The following is a 24,816-nucleotide window of genomic DNA, read 5'->3' on the forward strand; positions in this document are numbered from 1 at the left end:
GTATCGGCGTACGCGTACCGGAACAGGCCTGGAACAAGCCCGGAACCGCACCGGAACCGCGCTGGAACAGCGCCGCAAGAACCTCGTACGACCCTCCAGCAGAGGAGCAGACCACTCGTGGACATGGCGGACCTGACGGAGACGACGGAGACGACGGGGACGGTGGACACGTACGACTACGTCGTCGTCGGAGGCGGCACGGCCGGCTCGGTGATCGCCTCCCGGCTCACCGAGCACCCCGGCGTCACCGTCGCCGTCATCGAGGGCGGCCCCTCGGACGTCGACCGCGAGGACGTACTGACCCTGCGGCGCTGGATGGGTCTGCTGGGCGGCGAGCTGGACTACGACTACCCGACGACCGAGCAGCCGCGCGGCAACTCGCACATCCGGCACAGCCGCGCCCGGGTGCTGGGCGGCTGCTCCTCGCACAACACGCTCATCGCCTTCAAGCCGCTGCCGTCCGACTGGGACGAGTGGGCCGCGGCCGGCGCCGAGGGCTGGGACGCGGGCTCCATGGACCCGTACTTCGCCCGGCTGCGCAACAACGTCGTGCCCGTCGACGAGCGCGACCGCAACGCCATCGCCCGCGACTTCGTCGACGCCGCGCAGACCGCGCTCGGCGTCCCCCGCGTCGAAGGCTTCAACCGGAAGCCCTTCCACGAGGGCGTCGGCTTCTTCGACCTCGCGTACCACCCGGAGAACAACAAGCGCTCCTCCGCCTCCGTCGCCTACCTCCACCCCTTCCTCGACCGCCCCAACCTCCACCTGCTGCTGGAGACCTGGGCGTACCGGCTGGAGTTCGAGGGCACCCGCGCCACGGGCGTACGGGTGCGGACGGCGGACGGTACGGAGAAGCTGGTCGAGGCCCGCACCGAGGTCCTCGTCTGCGCGGGCGCCGTCGACACGCCCCGGCTGCTGCTGCACTCCGGCATCGGCCCGCGCGCGGACCTGGAGAAGCTCGGCATCCCCGTCGTCCACGACCTGCCGGGCGTCGGCGAGAACCTGCTCGACCACCCCGAGTCGGTGATCGTCTGGGAGACCGACGGGCCGATCCCGGAGAACTCGGCGATGGACTCCGACGCGGGGCTGTTCGTCCGGCGCGACCCGGAGACCGAGGGCCCCGACCTGATGTTCCACTTCTACCAGATCCCCTTCACCGACAACCCTGAGCGGATCGGGTACGAACGCCCCGAGCACGGCGTGTCGATGACCCCGAACATCCCCAAGCCGCGCAGCCGGGGCCGGCTGTACCTCACGAGCGCGGACCCGGAGGTCAAACCCGCCCTGGACTTCCGCTACTTCACCGACGAGGACGACCACGACGGGCGCACGCTCGTCGACGGCATCAGGATCGCGCGCCGGGTCGCCGCCGCCGAGCCGCTGTCGGCCTGGCTGAAGCGCGAGGTCGCGCCGGGCCCGGAGATCACCTCTGACGAGGAACTGAGCGAGTACGCCCGTAAGTGCGCCCACACCGTGTACCACCCCGCCGGTACCTGCCGGATGGGTGCCGCCACCGATGAACAGGCCGTCGTCGCACCCGATCTGCGGATCCGGGGACTCGAATCCATCCGTGTCGCCGACGCGTCGGTCTTCCCGACGATGCCGGCGGTCAACCCGATGATCGGGGTCCTGATGGTCGGGGAGAAGTGCGCGGAACTGCTCATCGAGGCAGCCACCGAGGAGAAAGGGCTGATCCGATGAGCGAACTCGACCGATCCGAAGCCGTCACCGAGGAGAGCGGGAGCGGGGGCGGGGGCACGGGCACGCGCGGTACGGACGGACAGCCGCCCGTCTTCGCCGTACGCGACCTGTGGAAGGTCTTCGGCCCGGGGGCCGCCCGCGTACCCGCCGACCCGGAACTCGCCGCGCTCCCCGCGCCCGAGCTGCGGGAACGCGCCGGGTGTACCGCCGCCGTACGCGATGTCTCCTTCGACGTCCGCAAGGGCGAGGTCTTCGTCGTCATGGGCCTGTCGGGCTCCGGGAAGTCCACGCTCGTACGCTGTCTGACCCGGCTCATCGAGCCGACGTCCGGCGCGATAGCCATCGACGGCGAGGACGTCCTGTCGATGGACCGGACCCGGCTGCGCGCCCTGCGCCGGCATCGGGCCGCCATGGTCTTCCAGCACTTCGGCCTGCTGCCGCACCGCTCCGTGCTGGACAACGTTGCCTACGGCCTGGAGATCCAGGGCATGGCCCGCGCCGAACGCCGCGCGAAGGCGGCCGAGGTCGTCGGCAAGGTCGGCCTCGACGGGCTGGAGGACCGCAGGCCAGGACAGCTCTCCGGCGGCCAGCAGCAGCGCGTCGGGCTGGCCCGCGCGCTCGCCGTCGACCCCGAGGTGCTCCTCTTCGACGAGCCGTTCAGCGCGCTCGACCCGCTGATCCGCCGCGAGATGCAGGAGGAGGTCATCCGGCTCCACCGCGAGGAGGGCCGCACGATGGTCTTCATCACCCACGACCTCAACGAGGCGCTGCGCCTCGGCGACCGCATCGCGCTGATGCGCGACGGCCGGATCGTGCAGCTCGGCACGCCCGAGGAGATCGTCGGGCAGCCGGCCGACGCGTACGTACGGGACTTCGTCCGCGACGTACCCCGCGAGCAGGTCATCACCGTACGCGCGGCCATGCGGCCCGGTGGTCCCGGGGACACCGCCACGGGCCCGGCCCTCGCGCCGACCGCCACCGTCTCCGAGGCGATCGAGGCCGTGGCCCGCTCCGGCGACACGGCGGCGCGGGTCGTCGACGCGGGCCGGCTCGTCGGCGTCGTCGACCACGCGTGCCTGCTCGGCGTGGTCGCCGGTACGGACGCGGCGAGCGGCCCGGGGAGCGGTACGGACGCGGCGGCGCGGCCCGGCAACGGAGAGGCGGCGGCCCTCCGATGACCACCGCCACGGGCACCCCCGGAGCCCCCGGAACCTCCCGGACCCTGGGGGCCCTCGCCGCGACGTCGGGCCGCCGGCGCGGGCTCGGCAAGCTGCTGCTGCTCGCGGTCTTCGCCGCCGTCCTCGTCCCGCTGGCCCTCACCCGCTGGCCCGGCACCGTCTGGCCCGAGGCGCTGACCGTCGACCTGTCCGGCCCGCTCGGCGGCGCCAGCGACTGGATCATCGACAACCGCGACAGCCACCCGCTCTTCCTCTACTTCTTCGGCCATGTCAGCAACGCCGTCGTCCTCTCCGTGCGCGCCGTCTACCTGCTGCTCCTCGCCATGGGCTGGGCCGGGGTCACCGCGGCGGCCGGCCTGATCGCCTGGCGCGTCGCGGGCGGGCGCCTCGCCCTCACCACCGCCGGCTCCGTCGCCCTGTGCGGGGTGCTCGGCATGTGGGTGCCGACCATGCAGACGCTCGCGCTGATGGTCGTCGCCGTCGCCGCGTCCGTGGTGGCCGGCGCGCTTCTCGGCCTCGCCGCCGGACTCTCCGACCGGCTCCACCGCGCGCTGCGCCCGGTGCTCGACACCATGCAGGTGCTGCCCGCCTTCGCCTATCTGCTGCCGGTCGTGCTGATCTTCGGCATCGGCGTCCCCGCGGCGGTCCTGGCGACCGTCGTGTACGCGGCCCCGCCGATGGCCCGGCTCACCGCGCTCGGCCTGCGGGGCGCCGACCCCGGCGTGATGGAAGCCGTCACCTCCCTCGGCGCGACGCCGTGGCAGCGGCTGCTGACCGCGCGCCTGCCGCTCGCCCGCAAACAGCTGCTCCTCGGCCTCAACCAGACGATCATGATGGCCCTCTCGATGGCCGTCATCGCCTCCGTGATCGGCGCCGGGGGCCTCGGCGACCGCGTCTACCAGGCGCTGGCCTCGGTCGACGTCGGCGCGGCGCTCGCCGCCGGGCTGCCGATCGTGCTGCTCGCCGTGGTCCTCGACCGGACGACCGCCGCGGCCGGCTCCGGCCTGGACCGCGCCGCCGCCCGCCCCGGTAGGCCCGCCTCCCGTATGTCCGCCTTCGGTACGTCCGCCTCCGGCGGATCCGGCTTCTCCGGTACGCCGTCGGCGGTGGCGGCCCGGTTCCGTACGGGATGGCGCGGCTGGGCCGTGGCGGCCGGCGCCGCCGCCCTCGTCGCGCTCGCCGGACGCCTCCTGGACCGGCTCGACTGGCCCGCGGGGTGGACGCTCGCCATCGCCGGGCCCGTCAACACCGCCGTCGACTGGATGACCGCCCACCTCTACTCGGGCGTCCCCGTCGTCGGCGGCACCGCCGACTGGGCCGGCCGCTTCACCACCTGGGTGCTCGACCCGCTGCGCGGCGGACTCCAGGGGCTGCCCTGGTGGGCGCTGCTGCTGACCGTCGCCGCGCTCGCCCTGCTCATCGGCACCTGGCGGACCGCGCTCACCGCCGTCCTCGCGCTGGCCGCCATTGGCGTGCTCGGCGTCTGGAAGCCCTCGCTGGACACGCTCTCCCAGGTGCTGGCCGCCGTCGCGGTCACCCTGGTCATCGGCTTCGCCACCGGGATCGCGGCGGCCCGCAGCGCCCGCTTCGAGGCGCTGCTCCGCCCGGTCCTCGACGTCTTCCAGACCCTGCCGCAGTTCGTCTACCTGATCCCCGTCGTGGCGCTCTTCGGCGTGGGCCGCGCCCCCGCGGTGGCCGCCGCCGTCGTCTACGCGCTGCCCGCCGTCGTCCGCATCACCACCCAGGGGCTGCGCCAGGTCGACCCGGCGGCGCTGGAGTCCGCGCGCTCGCTCGGCGCGACCGGCGGCCAGCAGCTGCGCCAGGTCCAACTGCCCCTCGCCGGGCCCGCGCTGCGCCTCGCGCTCAACCAGGGCGTGGTCCTCGTCCTCGCCGTCGTCATCATCGGCGGACTGGTCGGCGGCGGGGCGCTCGGTTACGACGTGGTGTTCGGCCTGGCCCAGGGCGACCTGGCGACCGGCCTGGTCGCGGGCGCCGCGATCGTCTGCCTCGGTCTGATGCTGGACCGGGTGACCCAGCCCACGGAACGCCGTGGTGGAGAGAGGAAGGGGGCCTGACATGGCACGCACCGGAACGCGTTCCCGCGGGTGGGTCCGTCCGCGTACGGCGGGGGTCCTCGCCTCGGTGGCCGCGCTGCTGGCCGTCACCGGCTGCGGCGCGGCCGACATGACCAAGCAGGCGTCCCCGTACGCCAACGCGCAGGGCTCGAAGACCGTCACCCTCTCCGTGCAGTCGTGGGTGGGGGCCCAGGCCAATGTGGCCGTGGCGACATATCTCCTCGAACACGAGCTGGGCTACCGCGTGGACACCGTCCAGATCGACGAGGTCCCCGCCTGGGACGCCCTCAGCCAGGGCCGGGTCGACGCGATCCTGGAGGACTGGGGCCACCCGGAACAGGAACAGCGCTACATCGAGGACAAGAAGACCATCACACCGGGCGGCGGGCTCGGGGTCACCGGCCACATCGGCTGGTTCGTCCCCACGTACTTCGCGAAACAGCACCCGGACGTGACGGACTGGCGGAACCTCAACAAGTACGCGGACCAGTTCCGTACCCCGGAGAGCGGCGGCAAGGGCCAGTTGCTGGACGGCTCGCCGTCGTACGTCACCAACGACAAGGCATTGGTGGCCAATCTGAAACTGGACTACCAAGTGGTCTTCTCGGGTTCCGAGGCGGCCCAGATCACCCAGATCAAGCAGTTCGCCAAGGAGAAGAAGCCTTTCCTGACCTACTGGTACACCCCGCAGTGGCTGTTCCAGAAGGTTCCCATGACGGAGGTGAAGCTCCCGGAGTACAAGGAGGGCTGCGACGCCGACGCGAAGAAGGTCGCCTGCGCCTATCCGCACACCCCGCTCCAGAAGTACCTGAACGCGGACTTCGCGGAGAAGGGCGGCGGAGCGGCGACCCTGCTGAAGAACTTCCGCTGGACGACCGAGGCGCAGAACGAGGTCGCCCTGATGATCGCCGAGCAGAAGCTCACACCGGAGGAAGCGGCGGAGAAGTGGGTCGGGGCGAACGAGCCGACGTGGCGGAAGTGGCTGCCGGCGAAGTAGGCGCCCGGAGGCCGCCGGCCGCCTCAACAGGTGAGTCTCCTGCTCCCGAAGCCGGCGCCGGCGGGCCGCGAGGGGCCGACGCCGGGTGACGACGGTACGGCGGCCGGCCCCGCGGGGACCGGCCGCCGTGTCCCGCGGGCACCCGCGTACGCGGTCAGGGTGCGGCGACGGTCCGCTCCGACGGCGCCGGGTGGGCCTCGGGGACGCCGTCGATGAGTTCCTGGACCCGGTGCGGTGCGTAGAGCCCGTCGACCAGGAGCTGGGAGAGGCCCATGACTCCGGCGCGCGCGTCGAGGGCGCTGCGGACGATCTGGAGGTTGCGGGTGGCCAGCGGCAGTGAGCGACGGTATACGACCTCGCGGATCCCCGCGAACAACTGCTCTTCGGTGTGGGCGAGTTGTCCGCCGAAGACGATGACGCGCGGGTTGAACATGTTGACCGCGTCGGCGATGGCGACGCCGAGGATGCGGGCTGCGCGCCGGGCGAGACGTACGGCGGTGAGGTCGCCGGAGCGGATGAGGCGGACGGCGTCGTCCACACCGGCGACGTCGCGGCCGGCCGCGCGCAGGTCGCGGACCAGGGCCCAGCCGCCCGCGTAGGCCTCCACGCAGCCGGTGTTGCCGCAGCGGCAGACGGGGGGTTCGTCGATGTCGTCGACGGTGACCTGGATGTGTCCGACGTCTCCGGCCGCGCCGTCGGCGCCGCGGTGGATCCGGCCGCCCGCGATCATGCCGGTGCCGACACCGGTGCCGATCTTGACCATGAGCAGATGGTCGACGTCGGGGTAGCTCAGGCGGTGTTCGCCGTAGGCCATCGCGTTGACGTCCTTGTCGACGAGGACGGGGCAGCGGTAGCGGGGGGCGAGGTGGCCGGGGATGTCGTAGCGGTCCCAGCCGGTCATGATCGGCGGGCTGACGACCCGTCCGGTGGCGAAGTCGACGGGACCCGGTACGCCTATCCCGATACCGAGGACGTCGGACTCGACGTGCCCCGTCTCCGGCAGGAGCTCGCGGAAGAGGCCGTCCACGACGGCCAGTACGGCCTCGGGTCCGTCCGTCACGTCGGACGCGACCTCGCGTTCGGCGCGGACCTCGCCCGCGAGGTCGCAGACGGCGGTGCGCAGACCGGTCGCGCCGAGGTCGGCGACGAGCAGGACCCCTCGGTCACGGTTGACGACGAACCGTCCGGCGGGGCGGCCCCGCGTGCGCGCGTCCCGGGGTGCGGGGACGAGGAGGCCGGCGGCGAGCAGACCGTCGAGTCGCTGGTTGACCGTGGTGCGCGACAGGCCCGTGTGCTGTACGACGTCGGTCTTGGTGAGGCCGTCGGGGACGTCGCGGAAGAGGGCCAGGATCTCGCCCGGACTCGTCCCTGACCGGGCGGCAGCTGGCTGCGTCGTATCCACCCCGACACTTTAGCTATGACGGTCACTGGACGGAAGTCCCGGTTCTTCTGACTAAAAAAGTCGAAAGCGCTATTGCCAGGCTCCATAAGGAGTCGTACGGTCTGCACGTATCCAGTGGGAAAGGGACAACCCCATGCGCACACTTCACAGAGCTGTGACAGACCGCAGAGCCGTCATCGGGACCGTGCTGGCCGTGACCGGGGCGCTGGCGCTGAGCGCCTGCGGCTCGGGAGGCTCGTCCGGTTCGGGTTCGGCCGGCAGCACCGAGTACGCCGCCGTGATCAAAGGGCTGGACAACCCCTTCTTCCAGAGCATGGAGCAGGGCATCCAGGCCCAGGCGAAGACCGGCGACGTCACGGTCAAGGTGCAGGCCGCCAACTCGATCACCGACACCACTGGGCAGGCGGACAAGCTCGCGGGGCTGGCCGGGCAGTCGTACGGCTGCTTCATCGTCAACCCGATCTCCGCCACCAACCTGGTGCAGGGGCTCGCCAAGGCCGCCGCCTCGGGCAAGACGATCGTCAACATCGACAACCCGGTCGACGCCAAGGCCGCGAAGGCCGCGAAGGCTACGCCGACGACGTACATCGGCACGGACAACACGGACGCCGGGAAGACGGCCGGCGCGCAGATGTCGAAGCTGGTGCCGGAGGGCGGGGACGTCGCAGTGATCGGCGGTATCGCCGGCGACGTCACCAGCGGCGCCCGGGTCGAGGGCTTCGGGCAGGGCATCGGCGCGAACCTCAAGGTCGTGCAGACCGTCGCGGCCGACTGGGACCGGCAGACCGCGCTGACCGCCGCCACCAACGTGATGCGCGCGCACCCCGGCCTCAAGGGCTTCTTCGTCGCCAACGACGACATGGGACTCGGCGTCTCCCAGGCCATCGCCAACGCCGGTAGGACCGGCAAGGTCAGGGTCATCAGCGTGGACGGCGTCAAGGACGCGCTGGAGGCCGTCAAGGCCGGCACCCTCGACGCGACCGTGGCCCAGTACCCCTACGCCATCGGGCAGATGGGCGTCGAGGCATGCCAGGCGGCGGCCAAGGGCAAGACCCTGCCCGCGAACGTCAAGGCGCCTGTGGAACTCGTCACCAAGGCGGACGCGGACAAGGCGCTGGCCAGCACGCCGAAGCCGTTCGGCGCTTACGACGACCCGTTCGCGGCACTGCTCAAGTGAGCCTGCGGCCGTGCCCTCGGAGGAGAAACGAAAGACCATGACTGACGCAACACTCGCGGCTCCCCAGCGCGGGCCGGACCAGCGGGCCTGGGCCGCGCGCCTGCGCGACGTCGGCTTCTGGGCCGACTGGGCCGCGCTGGTCGGACTCGTCGTGCTGGTGATCGTCTTTCAGAGCGCCAACTCGACGTTCCTGAGCATCGGCAACATCGAGTCCATGCTCGTGGCCGCCGCGATCCTGATCATTCTGGCGGTCGGCCAGACCTTTGTGATCGCGACCGCCGGGATCGACCTGTCGATCGCCTCGGCCATGACCCTGGGCGCTGTCTGCTTCGGCCAGGCGTACCAGGCGGGCTGGGGACTCGGCGCAGCCTGTCTGCTGGCGGTGGTCTCCTCGGCGGCCGTGGGCGCGGCCAACGGCCTGATCGTGGCACGCGGGAAGATCACCGACTTCATCGTCACCCTCGGCACCCTGTCGGCCGCCTCCGGGCTCGCGCTGATCCTGTCGGACGGCAAGCCGGTGACGGTGGTCGACAGCACGCTGCTGAGCCTGTCCACGGGCGGCCTCGGCATGCTGGGCTGGACGTTCCTGATCGCGGCCGGTGTCGCCGCCGTGGCCCATGTCGTGCTCTTCCGCACCCGGTTCGGCACCCATGTCCTCGCCACCGGCGGTGCGCCGGAGTCGGCGTCCGCGATGGGCATCGGCACGGCCCGCGTGAAGATCGCGGTGTATGTGATCTCCGGCGCGCTGGCCGGACTCGGGGCTGTCCTGCTGGTGGCCCGGGTCGGCGCGGCGGAGCCCGCGGCGAACACCTCGTTCCTGCTCAACTCGGTCGCCGCGGTGGTGCTCGGCGGAGTCAGCCTGTTCGGCGGGCGGGCCACCATCGCCGGTCCCGTGATCGGCGCCCTGCTGCTGACCGCGTTGGTCAACGGGCTGACCCTGCTCGGCGTCTCGCAGTTCTACCAGCCGCTGTCCGTCGGCATCGTCGTGGTGCTCGCGGCCTTCCTCACGAGGTTCCAGCGATGACCCATCCCCTTCCCTCCGACGGGTCGGCCGCCGCGGCCGAACCGCTCATCGCCTGCGAGGACGTCTCCCTGTCCTTCGGCAGCGTGCGGGCCCTCGCCGAGGTCTCGCTCACGCTGCGGCCCGGGGAGATCACCGCGCTCGTCGGCGACAACGGCGCCGGCAAGTCCACCCTCGTACGCTGCATCTCGGGCATCCACCGCCCGGACGGCGGACGGATCCTCTTCGACGGCCGGCCCGTCGACTTCCACTCCCCGGAGGACGCCCGCGAGGCCGGCATCGAGACCGTGCACCAGAACCTCGCCCTGGTCGAGGATCTGACGGTCTGGCAGAACCTCTTCCTGAACCGGGAGCTGGTACGCCGCTTCGGTCCGGTCGCGTTCCTGGACCGCCGGGCGATGCGGAGCCGGGCCCAGGAGATGGTGTCCACCCTCGCGGTGAACGTGCCGGCGGTCGGCTCCCGGGTGCGCCGGCTGTCCGGCGGCCAGCGGCAGGCCGTGGCCATCTGCCGTGCGGCGGGCTTCAGTTCCCGGCTGGTCATCATGGACGAGCCGACCGCGGCCCTGGGTGTCCAGGAGACCGCGAAGGTCGAGGAACTCATCCTCGATCTCCGTGACAAGGGCCACACCGTGCTGCTCATCAGCCACAACTTCGCCCAGGTCATGCGTCTGAGCGACCAGGTGTGGGTGATGCGCGCCGGCCGCTGCGTCGGCGGCCGGCGCACCGCCGAGACCACCGGCGACGAGATCGTCTCCCTCATCACGGGAGCCCGAGTTGACTGAGGAGTCCCCCACCATGACCGCCGCCCCGGCCACAGCCGACACCACCGCGAGCGCGAGCCCCGTGAACCCGATCGGGGTGCACGCCCTCGTGTGGGCGGGCGACACCTCACCCGCCTCGGTGAGCCACGCGGTGGAGCGCACCCGGGCCACCGGGTTCGACCTGCTGGAGCTGTCGCTGCACGACTCCGTCAACCTCGACGTGAGCGCGGCCCGCAAGGAGATCGCCGACGCCGGTCTGAAGGTCGCCTGTTCGCGCGGGCTCGCCTTCGACGCGGACGTCTCCAGCGCCGACCCGGCCGTCGTCGAGCGCGGCGAGAAGCTGCTGCACGACTCCCTCGCCGTCACCCACGGCCTGGGCGGAACCCACTTCACCGGCGCCCTCTACAGCGCGCTCGGCAAGTACGGCTCCCCGCTGAGCACGGCGGGCCGCGCCAACGTGGTCTCTGTGCTGCGAGGGCTCGCCGGGGAGGCCCGGGGCCTGGGCATGACGCTGGGCCTGGAGATCTGCAACCGCTACGAGACGAACGTCGTCAACACCGCCCGCGAGGCACTGGCCCTGGCGGACGACATCGGCGAGGACAACGTCCTGATCCACCTCGACACCTACCACATGAACATCGAGGAGGACGACCTGGTCCGGCCGGTGCGGGAGACCGGCGACCGGCTCGGCTACGTCCACATAGGCGAGAACCACCGGGGCTACCTCGGCTCCGGCCATCTGGACTTCACGGCCTTCTTCCACGCGCTCGCCGACATCGGCTACACCGGACCGATCACCTTCGAGTCGTTCTCCTCGGCGGTGGTGGCTCCGGGGCTCTCCGCGGACCTCGCGATCTGGCGGGACCTGTGGTCCGACGGTACGGACCTGGCCCGCCACGCGCGCGGCTTCATCGCCCAGCACCTGGCCGTGAGCGGCGCCCGCGGATGACCCTCGACGACCTCCTGAGGCGGGCCGCCGGACTGGCCCGCCCCGGGCGCCGGGCCGTCCTCGGGATCACCGGCAGCCCCGGCGCGGGCAAGACGACACTCGCCGAACGGCTGGTGGCCGAGTTGAACGGCGAAGGACCGCCCTGGGTCGCGCACGTCCCGATGGACGGCTTCCACCTCGCCGACGCCGAACTCGACCGGCTGGGCCGCCGCGACCGCAAGGGCGCCCCCGACACGTTCGACCCGGCGGGCTACGCGGCCCTTCTGCGGCGGCTGCGCGAGGAGTCCGGCGACATCGTCTACGCGCCGGGCTTCGAGCGGACGCTGGAGCAGCCGCTGGCGGGCGTCATCCCGGTGCCGCCGACGGCCCGCCTGATCGTGACCGAAGGCAACTACCTGCTGCTCGGGACGGGCGCCTGGGCGCGGGTACGGGCGGAGCTGGACGAGGTGTGGTTCTGCGCACCGGACGAGCGGGACCGGGTCGGCCGGCTCGTGGCCCGGCACGAGGAGTTCGGGAAGCCCCATGACGCGGCGGTGGCCTGGGCGCTCGGCACCGACCAGCGCAACGCCGACCTGGTCGCGGCCACCCGAGCCCTGGCCGACCTGGTCGTTCCCGGGACGGCACTGCCCGCCCCGGCCGGCCCGGTGCGCTGACCGGCCGTCACCCGTAAGCCCCGCCGTCCTCGCCCAGGTCGGATGCATGCCGGCGAACGGCCGGACAGCCGTGGTGGAGCGCGCGCAAGGCTGCGGGGACGGTCACCTGTGCGTGCCCGGGGTGTAGTGGCCCGGGACGCCACGGGTGGTCACGGCGAAGCGGTTCCAGGCGTTGATCACCGTGATCGCCGAGATGAGATGGGCCAGCTCGGTCTCGTCGAAGTGCGCGGCGGCCCTCTCGTACACCTCGTCCGGCACGAAGCCGACGGTCAGTACGGTGATCGCCTCGGCCAGCTCGATCGCCGCGACCTCCTTCGCCGTGTAGAAGTGCCGGGACTCCTTCCACGCGCTGAGCTGCACGATCCGCTCCACCGACTCGCCGGCCGCCAGCGCGTCCTTCGAGTGCATGTCGAGGCAGAAGGCGCAGTGGTTGAGCTGCGAGGCACGGATCTTGACCAGTTCGAGCAGGGTCGGGTCCACCCCCTGCCGGGCCGCCGCGTCCAGCCGGACCATGGCCTTGTAGACGTCGGGGACGAGCCGGGCGAGGTCGAGGCGGGGGGTGTGCTCGGGCAGGGTGCCGGTCGCGTTCGTGGTGTCTGTCGTGGTGTCTGTCGTGTCTGTCGTCATGGGTACGACGCTACGCCGTCAGTGGCACAGGGCTATGGTCCATTTCCATGACAGATTCCTGGGCCAATCGGCGCCCCGAGCCATCGTCCGCCAGCGGGCCGTCGTCCGCAAACGGGCCGTCGTCCGCAAACGGGCCATCGGATACGGACCGGTCATCGGATAGGGACCGGTCATCGGATAGGGACCGGTCGTCGGACACGGACCGGCCGCCCGGTCCGCGCGGGCCGACGGTCTCCTTCGGCGGCGACCTCCACCTGGAGCTGCACGGCCCCCGGCTGCGGGCCGGCCTGATGGACGCCCTGCGGGACGCCGTCCGTACGGGCCGGCTCGCGCCCGGCACCCGGCTGCCGTCCTCCCGTTCCCTCGCCGCCGATCTGGGCGTGGCCCGTAACACCGTGGCCGACGCCTACGCCGAGCTCGTCGCCGAGGGCTGGCTCGTCGCCCGGCAGGGCTCGGGCACCCGGGTCGCCAGGCGCTCCGCGCCGCGCCGGACCGCGCCGGTGGCGGTCGGGGGCCGCCGGGACCCGGGCCGCGCCGCGCACAGCCTGCTCGCGGGGACCCCCGACCTCGCCGCGTTCCCCCGCGCGCAGTGGCTGACGGCGGCCCGCCGCGCCTTGACCACCGCGCCGTACGACGCCTTCGGCTACGGCGACCCGCGCGGCCGGATCGAGCTGCGGACCGTCCTCGCCGACTACCTGGCACGGGCGCGCGGGGTGGACGTCACCCCCGAGCGGATCGTGGTCTGCGCGGGCTTCGTCCACGGGCTGAGCCTCCTCGCGCAGGTGCTCAGGGCGCGCCGGGTGCGGGCCGTGGCCGTCGAGGCGTACGGGCTGCGGCACCACCGCGCCAAGCTGACCGGCGCCGGGATCCGCACGCCCGCGCTCGGGCTCGACGCGCGCGGCACCCGCACCGAGGAACTGCCGGAGCTGGCCCGTACCGAGGGCGTCGGCGCGGTGCTGATGACCCCGGCGCACCAGTTCCCGACGGGCGGCGCCCTCCACCCCGACCGGCGCGCGGCGGCGGTCGACTGGGCGCGTGCCACGGGCGGACTGCTCCTGGAGGACGACTACGACGGGGAGTTCCGCTACGACCGCCAGCGCGTCGGGGCGCTCCAGGGGCTCGACGCGGAGCGGGTGGTCTACTTCGGTACGGCCAGCAAGTCCCTGGCCCCCGGGCTGCGGCTGGGCTGGCTGGTGGTGCCGGACGGGCTGGTGGAGGAGGTGGCGGCGGTGAAGGAGACCACCGGCTGGGCGTCGAGCGCGCTGGACCAGCTCACGCTCGCGGAGTTCATCGCCTCGGGCGCGTACGACCGCCACGTCCGCGCCATGCGGCTGCGCTACCGGCGCCGCCGCGACCAGCTCACCGAGGCCCTCGCGGACCGGGCCCCCGACGTCCGGGTGACCGGGGTCGCGGCCGGGCTGCACGCCGTCATCGAACTGCCGCCGGGCATGGAACGCGCGGTGGTCGAGGGCGCGGCCTGGCAGGGCCTGGCCCTGGAAGGCCTCGCCGACTTCCGCCATCCGTCGACACCGCCGGGCCCGGACGCCCTGGTCGTCGGCTACGGCACCCCGCCCGACAGCGCGTGGGCGGGCGCCCTGGACGCCCTGTGCCGGGCCCTGCCGTGACGCCGGGCACGGCACCGAACGGCCCGCGCGGGGCACGGCACCGAACGGCCCGCGCCGGGCACGGCACCGAACGGCCGCGCGGTTCACGGCACCGAACGCCGGCTACCCGGGCGCCCAGCGGGGTCCCGTCTCCCGGTCGCCGCTCCAGATGTACTGCTCGTCGGGCGTCCGCGTCATGCCGAAGTCGTGGAGCGGCGGCGCGCCCGCGCTCTCCCACCTCCGCCACGCCCGCGCGACCTCGTCGGCCAGCCGCCGGGGCCCGCCCTGACGGGCCACGGCCGGGTATGCACGGGCCGGGCGGCCCGCCGTCCCGGCGAGGGGCGCCGAGAGGGTCGCCCAGGAGGAACGGCCGTCGTGCAGCAGGGCGCGCATGCCGTCTCCGCCCGACTCCGTGGTGATCCGTACGTCGGGGAGCAGCACCCGCAGCGCGAAGAGCGCGTTCCCGTCCGCGAGCGCCGAAGGGTCCCTGGAGAACGGGGACTCCGTCTCCGGCGGGACGGCATCACGGATCGCGTGGAACCCCGGGCCCGGTCCGGCGGCGTACCGGCTGGGCATGAACATCCCCAGGCCCTGCATCCAGCCGGAGGCCGACCGGCCGTCGCCGGCCACCGTGAGCGCGACATGCCCGAGCCGTCCCCACGGGGTGACGATCCGGCCGCCGGGGCGGGTCTGCGCCACCCAGGCCCAGGGCACCTCCTCCACCGCGTAGGTCGCGATCACCCGGTCGTACGGCGCCCCGTCCCGCAGCCCGCGCGACCCGTCACCCACCCGTACCGACACCTCCGCGCCCGCGCTCCTGATCCGCTCCCGCGCGGCGTCCGCCAGCCCCGCGTCGAACTCCACGCTGACGACCCGCCCGGCGCCCGCGCGCAGCCCGAGCAGAGCGGCGTTCCACCCCGCTCCCGTGCCGAGTTCGAGGACCCGGTGGCCGGGCTCGGGCATCAGCGAGTCGAGCATGTCGGCCACGACGGAGACGCAGGACAGGCTGGAGGTGGGCAGGCCGTCGGTGACCTGGATGACCGTGGAGTCGTACGACCCGGCGTACACGGCGCCCGCCCATCCCCGGGGGTCGGCGGCGCGGTCCACCGGCAGGTACTCCTCGCCGTCCCACACCCAGACCCGCTCGGGGGCGAACCGGTGCCGGGGCAGGGCATCGACGGCCGAGCGGACCCAGGGCGAATCCTCCGGCCAGCAGCCCCGGGCCGCCATGTCGTCCGCAAGCCGCCGCCGGTACGCGTCGATGTCCACGGGACTGGTGTCCACGGGACCGGTGTCCACAAGGTCGAGGACCGTCACCCCTGCTTCCTCCGCTTGCCGGTGGGCGGTGGCGGATCGGGCACCTTGCTGTCGGAGTTCCCCGGCGGGGGCTTGCCCTGGGAGGGGGCGGGATCGGGCTTGCTGTGACCACCCATGGTCACCTCCTCTTCATCGGATACGGCTTCATCGGATACGGGACATCGTCGCTCACCGTGATCGCCGTGGGCAATGGCTCGATCACTCTCTGGCATCTACTCGCCAGGCTTTCCCCTTGGCTCGGCGGGCGGCGGCGGTTCGCCGAAGCGGGCGAGGGCCAGCGCTCCCGCCACCGCGACCGTGAAGCCCGTCACCGCCAGCCACGCCAGCCCGTCCCGCGTACGGTCACCGAGCCAGGCCACGCCCACCAGGGCCGGGCCGACCGTCTCGCCGAGGACCAGACCCGCCGTCGCCGTGGTCACGGAGCCGCGCTGGAACGCCGAGGTGAGCAGCAGGAACGCCGCTCCGCCGCCCAGCGGCACCGCCCAGAGCGCGGGGTTCCCGGGGTCGAGGGGATCCGCCGGGTCGATCAGCCGGACCGCCACCTCCACCACCCCGAAGCCGAACCCCGCGCCCAGCCCCAGCACCAGCGCCCGTGCCCGGCCGGGGAGGCGCCCCGCGACCGCGCCCGCCAGGAGGATCGCCGCCACGACGGCCGGCAGGGCCCAGCGCAGGGCGGCCGGGCCCGTGCCGTGCCCCTCCGCGCCCGAGGCGAGTCCCAGCATCGCCAGGCCGCCGCAGACCACCGCCACCGCGGCCCACTCCGTGGAGCTGAGGCGTACGCGCAGCACCCGCGCGGCGACCACCGCCGTCACCGCCAGGCTCGCGGCGAGCGCCGCACCCACCGCGTAGATCGGCAGCGCGCGCAGCGCGACGATCTGGAGGGCGAACCCCAGCCCGTCCAGGCCGAGTCCGGCCGCGTACCGCCACTGCCGCAGCGCCCGCAGCAGCAGGGCCGGATCGACCCCCGACCCCGTCCCGGGTTCCGCGGCGCGCGCCGCGACGGCCTGGAGCACGGACGCGGTGCCGTAACAGACCGCCGAACCCAGTGCGCAGATCATCCCGAGAAGCACAAAGCGACCTTAGGTCCTCTCCGGCGGACACATCCGGGCAACAGACGGCGCACCGTCCTTACAAGTGGCCGAACCGGCCATCTAAGGTGTTCGAGCGGCCTCTTGGCCGGAATCGAACACCACGGGGGAGGTGCGGCACATGACCGCACGGGAACGGAAGCTGAGGTCGAGCACGGTCGTGCTGGGGTCCATGGGGGTGCTGGCGCTCGCCCTCACTTCCTGCGGATCGGAGCCCGACAAGCGGTGCGCCGACCGTACGACCAAGGAGACCCTGCCCAGCTCCCAGTGCAAGAGCGGTGGCAGCGGCTCGTACTACTACGGGGGCTCCAACAGCAAGGGCAAGGTCGAGGGCGGCAGTTTCGACAAGACGGCGGTCGACCGCGGCGGCTTCGGCTGCTCCGGCTCCGGCGGCGGCTGATGAAACGTCACACCATCGCCCCGCGCCCCGACTGGCAGCGGACCGTCGAGGAACAGGGCGTCGTCTACCCGCTCACCCGCTACCCGGACGGCTCCCTGCGCCCGTACTGGGACGAGAGCGCCTACTACACCTTCACCCTGCCCGAGGTGGAGGCCCTCGAAGAGGTCGTCGAGGAACTGCACGCCCTCTGCCTGGACGCCGCCGCGCACATCGTCGCGCACGACCGGTTCGCCGACCTCGGCGTCACCGACCCCCGGCTGGCCGCGCTGATCTCCGAGTCCTGGCGGCGCCGCGCCGAACTGCCGTCCCTGTACGGCCGGTTCGACCTGCACTACGACGGATCGGGGCCGGCGAAGATGCTGGAGTACAACGCCGACACCCCCACCTCGCTGGTCGAGGCCGCGAGCGCCCAGTGGTTCTGGATGGAGGACCGTTTCCCCGGCGCCGACCAGTGGAACTCCCTCCACGAACGCCTCGTCGACGCCTGGCGTCGGCAGGCCGCCCTGCTGCCGCCGGGCCCCGTCCACTTCGCGCACTCCGACGGCGACGAACTGGGCGAGGACCTGATGACCGTCGCGTATCTGCGCGAGACCGCGGCACAGGCCGGTCTGGCGACCGAGGCGCTCTCCGTCGAGGAGATCGGCTGGGACCGGCTCTCCGGCCGTTTCGTCGACGAACGGCTCCGCTACATCCGCACCTGCTTCAAGCTCTACCCCTGGGAGTGGCTGGCCACCGACCGGTTCGGCCCGCACGTCCTGGACACCCTCGACAACGGCGGCGGTACGGGCACCACCTGCTGGATCGAACCCGCCTGGAAGATGCTCCTCTCCAACAAAGCGCTCCTCGCGATCCTCTGGGAGCTGAACCCGGGCCACCCCCACCTCCTCGCCGCCCACCTCGACGGCCCCCGCGAACTCGCCGCCTCCCGCGGCTATGTCGCCAAACCGCTGCTGGGCCGGGAGGGCGCCGGGGTCACGATCCACGAGCCGGACGGCCGCCCGGTGGTACGGGACGAGGCGTGCTGCTACCAGGAACTGGCCCCGCTGCCCGCCTTCGACGGCAACCACGTGGTGCTCGGCGCGTGGGTGGTCGGGGACGAGGCGGCGGGGCTCGGCATCCGGGAGTCGTCGGGCCTGATCACGGACGAGTACGCGCGCTTCCTGCCCCACGTCATCCTCTGAGCCGTCGTCCCCTGAGCGGTCATCCTGATGGGGGCACGGCTACTGCTCCGCTACTCCGCGAGCACCGCCCGCAGCTGGTCGAGCCCCCAGTCCAGGTCCTCCTTGCTGATCACCAGCGGCGGAGCGATCCGGATCGTCGAGCCGTGCGTGTCCTTCACCAGGACGCCCCGCTCCATCAGCCGCTCCGAGATCTCCCGCCCCGTGCCGCGCGACGGCACGATGTCCACCCCGGCCCACAGCCCCCGGCCGCGCACCGCCGCCACCGCCCCGCCGCCCGTCAGCAGCCCCAGCTCCCGGTGGAGATGGTCGCCCAGCTCCGCCGCCCGCTGCTGGAACTCGCCGGTCCGCAGCATCGCGATGACCTCCAGCGCCACCGCGCAGGCCAGCGGGTTCCCGCCGAACGTCGACCCGTGCTCGCCGGGCCGGTGCACGCCCAGCACCGCCGCCGAGGAGACGACCGCAGAGACCGGCACCACCCCGCCGCCGAGCGCCTTGCCGAGCACGTACATGTCCGGCACCACGCCCTCGTGCTCACAGGCGAAGGTCGCGCCCGTCCTGCCGAGCCCCGACTGGATCTCGTCCGCGACGAAGAGCACGTTCCGCGCCCGGGTCAGCTCGCGCACCCCGGCGAGATAGCCCGGCGGCGGCACCAGCACCCCGGCCTCGCCCTGGATGGGCTCCAGCAGCACGGCCACGGTGTTCTCGGTCAGCGCCGCCTCCATGGCGGTGAGGTCCCCGTACGGCACGATCTCGAACCCCGGGGTGTACGGGCCGAAGTCCGCGCGGGCCTCCGCGTCCGTGGAGAAGCTGATGATCGTCGTCGTACGGCCGTGGAAGTTGTTGCCCGCCACGACGATCTTCGCCATGCCGTCCGGCACGCCTTTGACCCGGTACCCCCACTTCCGCGCGGTCTTCACCGCCGTCTCCACCGCCTCCGCGCCGGTGTTCATCGGCAGGACCATCTCCATGCCGCAGAGCGCGGCCAGCTCCGTGCAGAACTCCGCGAACCGGTCGTGGTGGAAGGCCCGGGAGGTCAGCGTCACCTTCTCCAACTGGGCCTTGGCGGCGTCGATGAGCCGCCGGTTGCCATGGCCGAAATTGAGTGCCGAGTACCCGGCGAGCATGTCGAGGAAGCGCCGTCCCTCGACATCCGTCATCCACGCGCCCTCCGCCGAGGCGACGACGACGGGCAGCGGATGGTAATTGTGCGCACTGTGGGCTTCCGCCGAGGCGATGGCGCTCTCCGTAGTCGACACGGGTCTCTCCGATCCGTTCAGGGCAGACTGGCAAAGCTCTGCCGCGTCCGCGGGGCACGGCCCCACTTTCTTTCGTCGCGCGCAGTCCGGACGATGAAAGCTTGCCCGCGGTGTCACCCGGCTGAACAGTTTCGAGCTGTCGGTCCCACCTGAGACAATGCTGAACATGGCCCTAGAAAGTCCCCGTGCCCTCTCCGGCATCCAGCCCACCGCAGGCTCGTTCCACCTCGGGAACTACCTCGGTGCGGTGCGCCAGTACGTGGCGCTGCAAGAGACCCACGACGCGTTCTACATGGTCGTGGACCTGCACGCGATCACGATGCCGCAGGACCCCGCCGCGCTGCGCGCCAACACACGGCTGGCCGTCGCCCAACTGCTGGCCGCCGGGCTCGATCCGCAGCGGTGCACGCTCTTCGTCCAGAGCCATGTCCCCGAGCACGCGCAGCTCGCCTGGGTCATGAACTGCATCACGGGGTTCGGCGAGGCGTCCCGGATGACGCAGTTCAAGGACAAGTCCGCCAAGGAGGGCACGGACCGCGCCACGGTCGGCCTCTTCACGTACCCGATCCTCCAGGTCGCGGACATCCTGCTCTACCAGGCCGACGCCGTCCCGGTCGGCGAGGACCAGCGCCAGCACATCGAGCTGACCCGCGACCTCGCCGAGCGCTTCAACTCCCGCTTCGGGGAGACGTTCACGGTCCCGGCGCCGCACATCGTCAGGGAGGTCGCCAAGATCTACGACCTCCAGGACCCCGCGGTCAAGATGAGCAAGTCGGCGTCCACGCCGAAGGGCCTGGTCAACCTGCTCGACGAGCCGAAAGTCACCGCGAAGAAGATCAAGAGCGCGGTCACCGACACCGGCACGGAGATCCGCTTCGACGCGGCGGCCAAGCCCGGCGTGAGCAATCTGCTGACGATCTACTCCACCCTCACGGAGACGCCCGTCGCGGATCTGGAGCAGCGGTACGAGGGCAAGGGGTACGGCGCGCTGAAGACGGATCTGGCGGAGGTGATGGTCGAATTCGTCACACCCTTCCGGACCCGCACCCAGGAATATCTGGACGATCCCGAGACGTTGGACGCCGTCCTGGCCGCGGGCGCGGAGAAGGCCCGTACGGTCGCCGCGGAGACGCTGGCCCAGGCGTACGAGAGAGTGGGATTCCTGCCCGCCAAGCACTGAGCGGGCGGCGGACGGGCGCCGGGCGGGCCCCGGACGGACACTGAGCCAGGTGGCCGGACCGGGTGTCCGGAGGGGCCACGAAGGGGCCACCGTATGGACGAATCCGTGTGACGCGGGTACGTCAGACGGTTACGCCATGTACTGATGCCGGCCCCCGGTCCGGCGAGCGCTGGCCAGCACGGCGGTGCGACCGTCACACTGGCGGGCGGCGGATGCCCGGCAGACCCGGCGGCCCGGAAGCCGGCCCCGACCGGCCCGCTGGCCGGCGCGGAGACCGACCCGGACCGACCCGGACCGACCATCCGGACCGACACAGAGACCGACACAGACCGACAGAGAGACTGAGGAGAACGACGTGGGGACCGTAACGCTCGGCGTTTCGATCGCGGTCCCGGAGCCCTACGGCACTCTGATCCAGGAGCGGCGTGCGGGCTTCGGTGACCCCGCCGCACAGTCCATCCCCACGCATGTCACGCTGCTGCCGCCCACCGAGGTGGACGCGTCCGCGCTGCCCGCGATCGAGGCGCACCTCGCCGCCGTCGCGGAGGCCGGCCGGCCCTTCCCCATGCGGCTCTCCGGCACCGGAACGTTCCGCCCGCTCTCCCCGGTCGTCTACATCCAGGTCGTCGAGGGCGCCTCGGCCTGCGCCTGGCTCCAGAAGCGGGTCAGAGACTCCTCCGGGCCGCTCGTCCGCGAGCTGCAGTTCCCGTACCACCCGCATGTGACCGTCGCGCACGGCATCGCGGAAGAGGCGATGGACCGGGCCTACGAGGAGCTGTCGGAGTACGCGGCGGAGTGGAGCTGCGCCTCCTTCGCCCTCTACGAACAGGGCACGGACGGCGTCTGGCGCAAGGTGCAGGAGTACGCGTTCGGCGGCGGTACGGAGACCCAGGGGGTGCCCTCCCAGTCCACCCCCGCCGACCGCCCCGCCTCCCTGAGCCCCTGAGCCCCTCAGCTTTCAGATGGGGAGCCTGCGGAACAGCGGGCGCGGCAGCAGCCGGAGCGCCGCCGCCAGCATCCGCAGCGCCCCCGGCACCCACACCGTCTCCGCGCCCCGCCGCAGCCCCGCCTCGACCGCCACGGCCACCTCCCCGGGCGTCGCCGCCATCGTCAGGGCCGTCGGCGCCTGCGCCCGGTCCCGCGGTGGCTGCCCGGGCCGCGCCGGCGTCCACGGCCGTACGAAGCCGGGCCGTACGACCATGACCCGCACCCCGGTGCCCTGCATCGCGTCTCCCAGCCCCTGCGTGAACGCGTCCAGGCCCGCCTTGCCCGACCCGTAGAGGAAGTCGGCGCGCCGGGCCCGCTCCGCCGCCACCGACGAGAACACCACGAGCGCGCCGTGCCCCTGGGCCTGCAGCGCCGCCGCGCAGACCAGCCCGGCCGAGACCCCGCCGGTGTAGTTCGTCTGCGCCACCCGCGCCGCCGCCGGCGGGTCCGCCTCGTCCCGCGCCTGGTCGCCCGGCACCCCGAAGGCGAGCAGCACCAGACCGACCGGGCCCTCCGCGAAGACCTTCCCCAGCGCCTCCGCGTGCGCGCCGGGATCCAGGGCGTCGAACGCGACGGTACGCACCTCCGCGCCCAGCGTCCGCAGCCCGGCCGCGGCGGCCTCCAGAGCGGGGGAGGGGCGGCCCGCCAGCCAGACCGTACGGGCGCCGCGGACGATCAGCCGGCGCACGGTGGCCAGGCCGATCTCCGACGTTCCGCCGAGCAGGAGCAGGGACCGCGGGATGCCGGGGGCGTACGGGATGCCGGGGGCCTGGGGGATACCGGAGCCGTGCGGGATACCGGAGGCGTCCTTCATCGGTGAGCGCATGAACGCGACCGTATCGCCAGGATCACCCTATATCTCACTCTTGAGCGCCTTTGTCGTGATGGCCGCAGGGATACTCGTATGAATGGGGGTAGGGACCTCCGCATGGACTGGCTGAAAAACCTCCCCGTCATCGGTCCGGTCGTGGCGCGCCTGATGCGGACCCACGCCTGGCGCTCGTACGAGAGGCTCGACCGGGTCCACTGGACACGCCTCGCCGCCGCCATCACGTTCATCAGCTTCATCGCGCTCTTCCCGCTGATCACCGTGGGCGCGGCGATCGGCGCCGCGCTGCTGAGCCAGGGGCAGCTCGACCGGCTCCAGGAGAACATCGCGAAGCAGGTGCCCGGCATCTCGCAGCAGCTCGACATCAACGCCCTCGTCGCCAACGCGGGCACCGTCGGGGTGGTGGCCGGCGCGCTGCTGCTCCTCACCGGCATCGGCTGGATCGGCTCGATGCGGGAGTGCCTGCGGGCCGTCTGGGAGCTGGAGGACCCGCAGGACGGCAACCCGATCCTGCTCAAGGGCAAGGACGCCGTGGTCCTGCTGGGCCTCGGCGCGGCCGGGCTCGCCTCGGTCGGCGCCTCGTGGCTCGGCTCGACGGCCGTCGGCTGGAGCGCCGAGCAGCTCTCCATCCCCCGGGGCGGGGCGGGCGGCGTACTCCTCCAGGCCGCCGCCCTCGCGGTCGCGGTCGTCGCCGACTTCCTGCTCCTCCTCTACGTCCTGACGCTGCTGCCCCGCGTCCATCCGCCGCGCCGCCGCCTCGTCGTCGCCGCGCTGCTCGGCGCCGTCGGCTTCGAACTGCTGAAGCTGCTGCTCGGCGGCTACATGAGCGGCGTGGCGACGAAGAGCATGTACGGCGCGTTCGGGGTGCCGGTGGCGCTGCTGCTGTGGATCAACTTCACGGCGAAGCTGCTGCTGTTCTGCGCCGCCTGGACGGCGACGGGCAGCAAACCGGAAGCGGAGACGGAGCGGACGGAGCCCGGCGACGACGGCGACAACGCCGACGGGGGCAGGGATGGTGACGACGCCCGGGAGGAGTACGACGGCCGGGAGGAGTACGGGGGTGCTACGCGCGCGGACGGCGCCGGACCAGGTCGGGCAGCGGCCAGCGCCGGTTGACCAGGTACGCCGTGCCCGCCAGCAGGACCAGCGCCCCGCCCGTGATGCCGAGCGCGACCCCGGCCCCGCCCGTACCGCCGCTGTTCGCCGCCGCCACGGGCCGGCCGTCGTGGCCGGCGCCGTCGTCGGATCCCACCTGCGTGGGGTTCGGCGACGCGTTCGTACGGGCGGACTTCGGCGGCACCAGCACCCCCACCGGCTTCGCCTTGCCGCTCGCCGCGAACCCCCAGTCCAGCAGCCGGGCCGTCTCCTGGTAGACCGCGTGGGCCTCCGTGGACGACGGGTTCATGACCGTGACCAGCAGCTTCTTGCCGTCGCGCTCGGCGACCCCGGTGAAGGTGTTCCCCGCGTGGGTGGTGCTGCCGTTCTTGACGCCCGCGATGCCCCGGTACTGGGCGACACCGCCCGCGCCGGTCAGCAGCCGGTTGGTGTTCTGGATCTCGAAGTTCTCCCGTACCGGCTTGAAGCCTTCCTTCTTCTCGCCCTCCTTCGGCTTCGAGAACTCGCCGGGGAACTTGGCCCTCTGCGTCGAGCTGTATTCCCGGAACTCCTTCTTCTGGAGACCGGAACGGGCGATCAGCGTCAGGTCGTACGCGCTGGAGACCTGGCCCTTCTCGTCGTAACCGTCGGGCGTGACCACATGCGTGTCCAGCGCCTGCAACTCCTCGGCCTGCGCCTGCATCTCGCCCACCGTCTTCTCCACCCCGCCGTTCATGGCGGAGAGCACATGGACGGCGTCGTTGCCGGAGCGCAGGAAGACCCCCAGCCACAGGTCGTGGACGGTGTACGTGAGGTTCTCCTTCACCCCGACCAGGCTGCTGCCCGCGCCCACGCCCGCGAGGTCGGTGTTGGTCACCTTGTACTCCTTCGTCGCGGACAGCTTGGGCAGCAGCGTGTCCGCGAAGAGCATCTTGAGCGTGGAGGCCGGCGGCAGCCGCCAGTGCGCGTTGTGCGACGCCAGTACGTCGCCGGTCTCGGCGTCCGCGACGATCCAGGACCGGCCGCTCAGCTTCTTGGGCAGCACCGGCGCGCCCGCGCCGAGATTCACCTGCGTCCCCGCCTTGCCGAGCAGCGCCCCGCCCACGGTGGACATCGCGGCGGGCGGCTGGGGCTGCTTCAAGCCGGACGCGCCGGCGGCGTCGGACCCGCTGTCCGCGGAGGCCGCGGGGGTCGCGGGCGCCTCGGGCGTCTCGGGGACCGCGGAGGCCGCCGAGGCGGGCAGCACGGTCAGAACAGGCAGCAGGGCGGCGGTGAGGACCGTCACAGCGGTCTTTTTCAGAGCGGGCACGACCGAGAACGTACATGCCCTGGTTATGG

22 protein-coding genes are annotated in these 24,816 nt (G+C 72.5%); 15 read left to right on the top strand and 7 right to left on the bottom strand.

Annotated features, from left to right (window positions below):
* Nucleotides 1-123: 123 nt before the first annotated feature.
* From ACFXKG_RS27795 to ACFXKG_RS27810, 4 genes are read left to right on the top strand one after another with little or no spacing between them, the layout of a single operon-like run.
* On the top strand, nucleotides 124-1,701 hold the full coding sequence (locus ACFXKG_RS27795) for a GMC family oxidoreductase (RefSeq protein ID WP_384844903.1): 1,578 nt from the start codon (nucleotides 124-126) through the stop codon (nucleotides 1,699-1,701).
* Nucleotides 1,698-2,879 (top strand): glycine betaine/L-proline ABC transporter ATP-binding protein, encoded by a 1,182-nt coding sequence (locus ACFXKG_RS27800; protein ID WP_384844646.1) that lies wholly within the window; start codon nucleotides 1,698-1,700, stop codon nucleotides 2,877-2,879. The genes ACFXKG_RS27795 and ACFXKG_RS27800 overlap by 4 nt, the downstream gene beginning before the upstream one ends.
* Complete coding sequence (locus ACFXKG_RS27805; RefSeq protein WP_384844649.1) at nucleotides 2,876-4,954, top strand: ABC transporter permease; 2,079 nt, start codon at nucleotides 2,876-2,878, stop codon at nucleotides 4,952-4,954. The genes ACFXKG_RS27800 and ACFXKG_RS27805 overlap by 4 nt, the downstream gene beginning before the upstream one ends.
* Before the next feature lies 1 nt (nucleotide 4,955).
* Nucleotides 4,956-5,951 (top strand): ABC transporter substrate-binding protein, encoded by a 996-nt coding sequence (locus ACFXKG_RS27810; RefSeq protein ID WP_384844652.1) that lies wholly within the window; start codon nucleotides 4,956-4,958, stop codon nucleotides 5,949-5,951.
* Nucleotides 5,952-6,105: 154 nt separating this feature from the next.
* Here the strand turns inward: ACFXKG_RS27810 and ACFXKG_RS27815 are convergent, their stop codons facing one another.
* Nucleotides 6,106-7,353 carry an ROK family protein gene (locus tag ACFXKG_RS27815; RefSeq protein ID WP_384844655.1) on the bottom strand — a complete coding sequence of 416 codons (1,248 nt, stop codon included), beginning with the start codon at nucleotides 7,351-7,353 and terminating at the stop codon, nucleotides 6,106-6,108.
* A gap of 154 nt (nucleotides 7,354-7,507) precedes the next feature.
* Here ACFXKG_RS27815 and ACFXKG_RS27820 point away from each other — a divergent pair, with 154 nt between their 5' ends.
* From ACFXKG_RS27820 to ACFXKG_RS27840, 5 genes are read left to right on the top strand one after another with little or no spacing between them, the layout of a single operon-like run.
* Nucleotides 7,508-8,530 (top strand): substrate-binding domain-containing protein, encoded by a 1,023-nt coding sequence (locus ACFXKG_RS27820; protein ID WP_384844658.1) that lies wholly within the window; start codon nucleotides 7,508-7,510, stop codon nucleotides 8,528-8,530.
* A gap of 37 nt (nucleotides 8,531-8,567) precedes the next feature.
* Nucleotides 8,568-9,554: an ABC transporter permease gene (locus tag ACFXKG_RS27825; protein WP_384844661.1), complete on the top strand. Its 987-nt coding sequence runs from the start codon at nucleotides 8,568-8,570 to the stop codon at nucleotides 9,552-9,554.
* Nucleotides 9,551-10,333 (top strand): ATP-binding cassette domain-containing protein, encoded by a 783-nt coding sequence (locus tag ACFXKG_RS27830; protein ID WP_384844664.1) that lies wholly within the window; start codon nucleotides 9,551-9,553, stop codon nucleotides 10,331-10,333. The genes ACFXKG_RS27825 and ACFXKG_RS27830 overlap by 4 nt, the downstream gene beginning before the upstream one ends.
* A 13-nt stretch (nucleotides 10,334-10,346) precedes the next feature.
* The gene (locus ACFXKG_RS27835; RefSeq protein ID WP_384844667.1) at nucleotides 10,347-11,261 is read left to right on the top strand and encodes a sugar phosphate isomerase/epimerase family protein; all 915 of its coding nucleotides are present in this window, start codon (nucleotides 10,347-10,349) and stop codon (nucleotides 11,259-11,261) included.
* Nucleotides 11,258-11,914, top strand: a complete 657-nt coding sequence (locus ACFXKG_RS27840; protein ID WP_384844670.1) for a nucleoside/nucleotide kinase family protein — start codon at nucleotides 11,258-11,260, stop codon at nucleotides 11,912-11,914. The genes ACFXKG_RS27835 and ACFXKG_RS27840 overlap by 4 nt, the downstream gene beginning before the upstream one ends.
* A gap of 102 nt (nucleotides 11,915-12,016) precedes the next feature.
* On the opposite strand, the gene ACFXKG_RS27845 is transcribed toward ACFXKG_RS27840, so the two are convergent.
* Nucleotides 12,017-12,541 (bottom strand): carboxymuconolactone decarboxylase family protein, encoded by a 525-nt coding sequence (locus ACFXKG_RS27845; RefSeq protein WP_384844673.1) that lies wholly within the window; start codon nucleotides 12,539-12,541, stop codon nucleotides 12,017-12,019.
* Nucleotides 12,542-12,831: 290 nt separating this feature from the next.
* Between ACFXKG_RS27845 and ACFXKG_RS27850 the strand changes: the two genes are divergently transcribed.
* Entirely contained in the window at nucleotides 12,832-14,166 is a 1,335-nt protein-coding gene (locus tag ACFXKG_RS27850) for a PLP-dependent aminotransferase family protein (RefSeq protein ID WP_384844676.1), read from the top strand.
* A gap of 102 nt (nucleotides 14,167-14,268) precedes the next feature.
* Here ACFXKG_RS27850 and ACFXKG_RS27855 read toward each other — a convergent pair whose 3' ends face one another.
* Both ACFXKG_RS27855 and ACFXKG_RS27860 read right to left on the bottom strand, forming a co-directional pair.
* Nucleotides 14,269-15,462: a methyltransferase domain-containing protein gene (locus tag ACFXKG_RS27855; RefSeq protein ID WP_384844679.1), complete on the bottom strand. Its 1,194-nt coding sequence runs from the start codon at nucleotides 15,460-15,462 to the stop codon at nucleotides 14,269-14,271.
* Nucleotides 15,463-15,674: 212 nt separating this feature from the next.
* The gene (locus tag ACFXKG_RS27860) at nucleotides 15,675-16,520 is read right to left on the bottom strand and encodes a hypothetical protein (protein WP_384844682.1); all 846 of its coding nucleotides are present in this window, start codon (nucleotides 16,518-16,520) and stop codon (nucleotides 15,675-15,677) included.
* Between the two features lie 151 nt (nucleotides 16,521-16,671).
* Between ACFXKG_RS27860 and ACFXKG_RS27865 the strand changes: the two genes are divergently transcribed.
* Both ACFXKG_RS27865 and ACFXKG_RS27870 read left to right on the top strand, forming a co-directional pair.
* Nucleotides 16,672-16,950 carry a hypothetical protein gene (locus tag ACFXKG_RS27865; protein WP_384844685.1) on the top strand — a complete coding sequence of 93 codons (279 nt, stop codon included), beginning with the start codon at nucleotides 16,672-16,674 and terminating at the stop codon, nucleotides 16,948-16,950.
* A complete protein-coding gene (locus ACFXKG_RS27870) occupies nucleotides 16,950-18,131 on the top strand; it encodes a glutathionylspermidine synthase family protein (protein ID WP_384844688.1) in 1,182 nt (393 codons plus the stop codon). The genes ACFXKG_RS27865 and ACFXKG_RS27870 overlap by 1 nt, the downstream gene beginning before the upstream one ends.
* 50 nt (nucleotides 18,132-18,181) lie before the next feature.
* On the opposite strand, the gene rocD is transcribed toward ACFXKG_RS27870, so the two are convergent.
* Complete coding sequence (gene rocD / locus ACFXKG_RS27875; protein WP_384844691.1) at nucleotides 18,182-19,387, bottom strand: ornithine--oxo-acid transaminase; 1,206 nt, start codon at nucleotides 19,385-19,387, stop codon at nucleotides 18,182-18,184.
* 166 nt (nucleotides 19,388-19,553) lie between these two features.
* Between rocD and trpS the strand changes: the two genes are divergently transcribed.
* Both trpS and ACFXKG_RS27885 read left to right on the top strand, forming a co-directional pair.
* On the top strand, nucleotides 19,554-20,567 hold the full coding sequence (trpS, locus tag ACFXKG_RS27880) for a tryptophan--tRNA ligase (protein ID WP_384844694.1): 1,014 nt from the start codon (nucleotides 19,554-19,556) through the stop codon (nucleotides 20,565-20,567).
* A gap of 355 nt (nucleotides 20,568-20,922) precedes the next feature.
* Nucleotides 20,923-21,513, top strand: coding sequence for a 2'-5' RNA ligase family protein (locus tag ACFXKG_RS27885; protein ID WP_384844698.1), 591 nt, complete (start codon nucleotides 20,923-20,925; stop codon nucleotides 21,511-21,513).
* Nucleotides 21,514-21,525: 12 nt separating this feature from the next.
* Here the strand turns inward: ACFXKG_RS27885 and ACFXKG_RS27890 are convergent, their stop codons facing one another.
* Complete coding sequence (locus tag ACFXKG_RS27890) at nucleotides 21,526-22,314, bottom strand: SDR family NAD(P)-dependent oxidoreductase (RefSeq protein WP_384844906.1); 789 nt, start codon at nucleotides 22,312-22,314, stop codon at nucleotides 21,526-21,528.
* Between the two features lie 168 nt (nucleotides 22,315-22,482).
* On the opposite strand from ACFXKG_RS27890, the gene ACFXKG_RS27895 reads away from it, so the two are divergent.
* On the top strand, nucleotides 22,483-23,499 hold the full coding sequence (locus tag ACFXKG_RS27895) for a YihY/virulence factor BrkB family protein (protein WP_384844701.1): 1,017 nt from the start codon (nucleotides 22,483-22,485) through the stop codon (nucleotides 23,497-23,499).
* Here the strand turns inward: ACFXKG_RS27895 and ACFXKG_RS27900 are convergent.
* Nucleotides 23,447-24,787: a D-alanyl-D-alanine carboxypeptidase family protein gene (locus ACFXKG_RS27900; protein WP_384844704.1), complete on the bottom strand. Its 1,341-nt coding sequence runs from the start codon at nucleotides 24,785-24,787 to the stop codon at nucleotides 23,447-23,449. The genes ACFXKG_RS27895 and ACFXKG_RS27900 overlap by 53 nt on opposite strands.
* Between the last annotated feature and the right edge of the window lie 29 nt (nucleotides 24,788-24,816).

Origin of the sequence: Streptomyces sp. NPDC059255, assembly GCF_042752355.1 — a bacterium.
Lineage (GTDB): Bacteria > Actinomycetota > Actinomycetes > Streptomycetales > Streptomycetaceae > Streptomyces.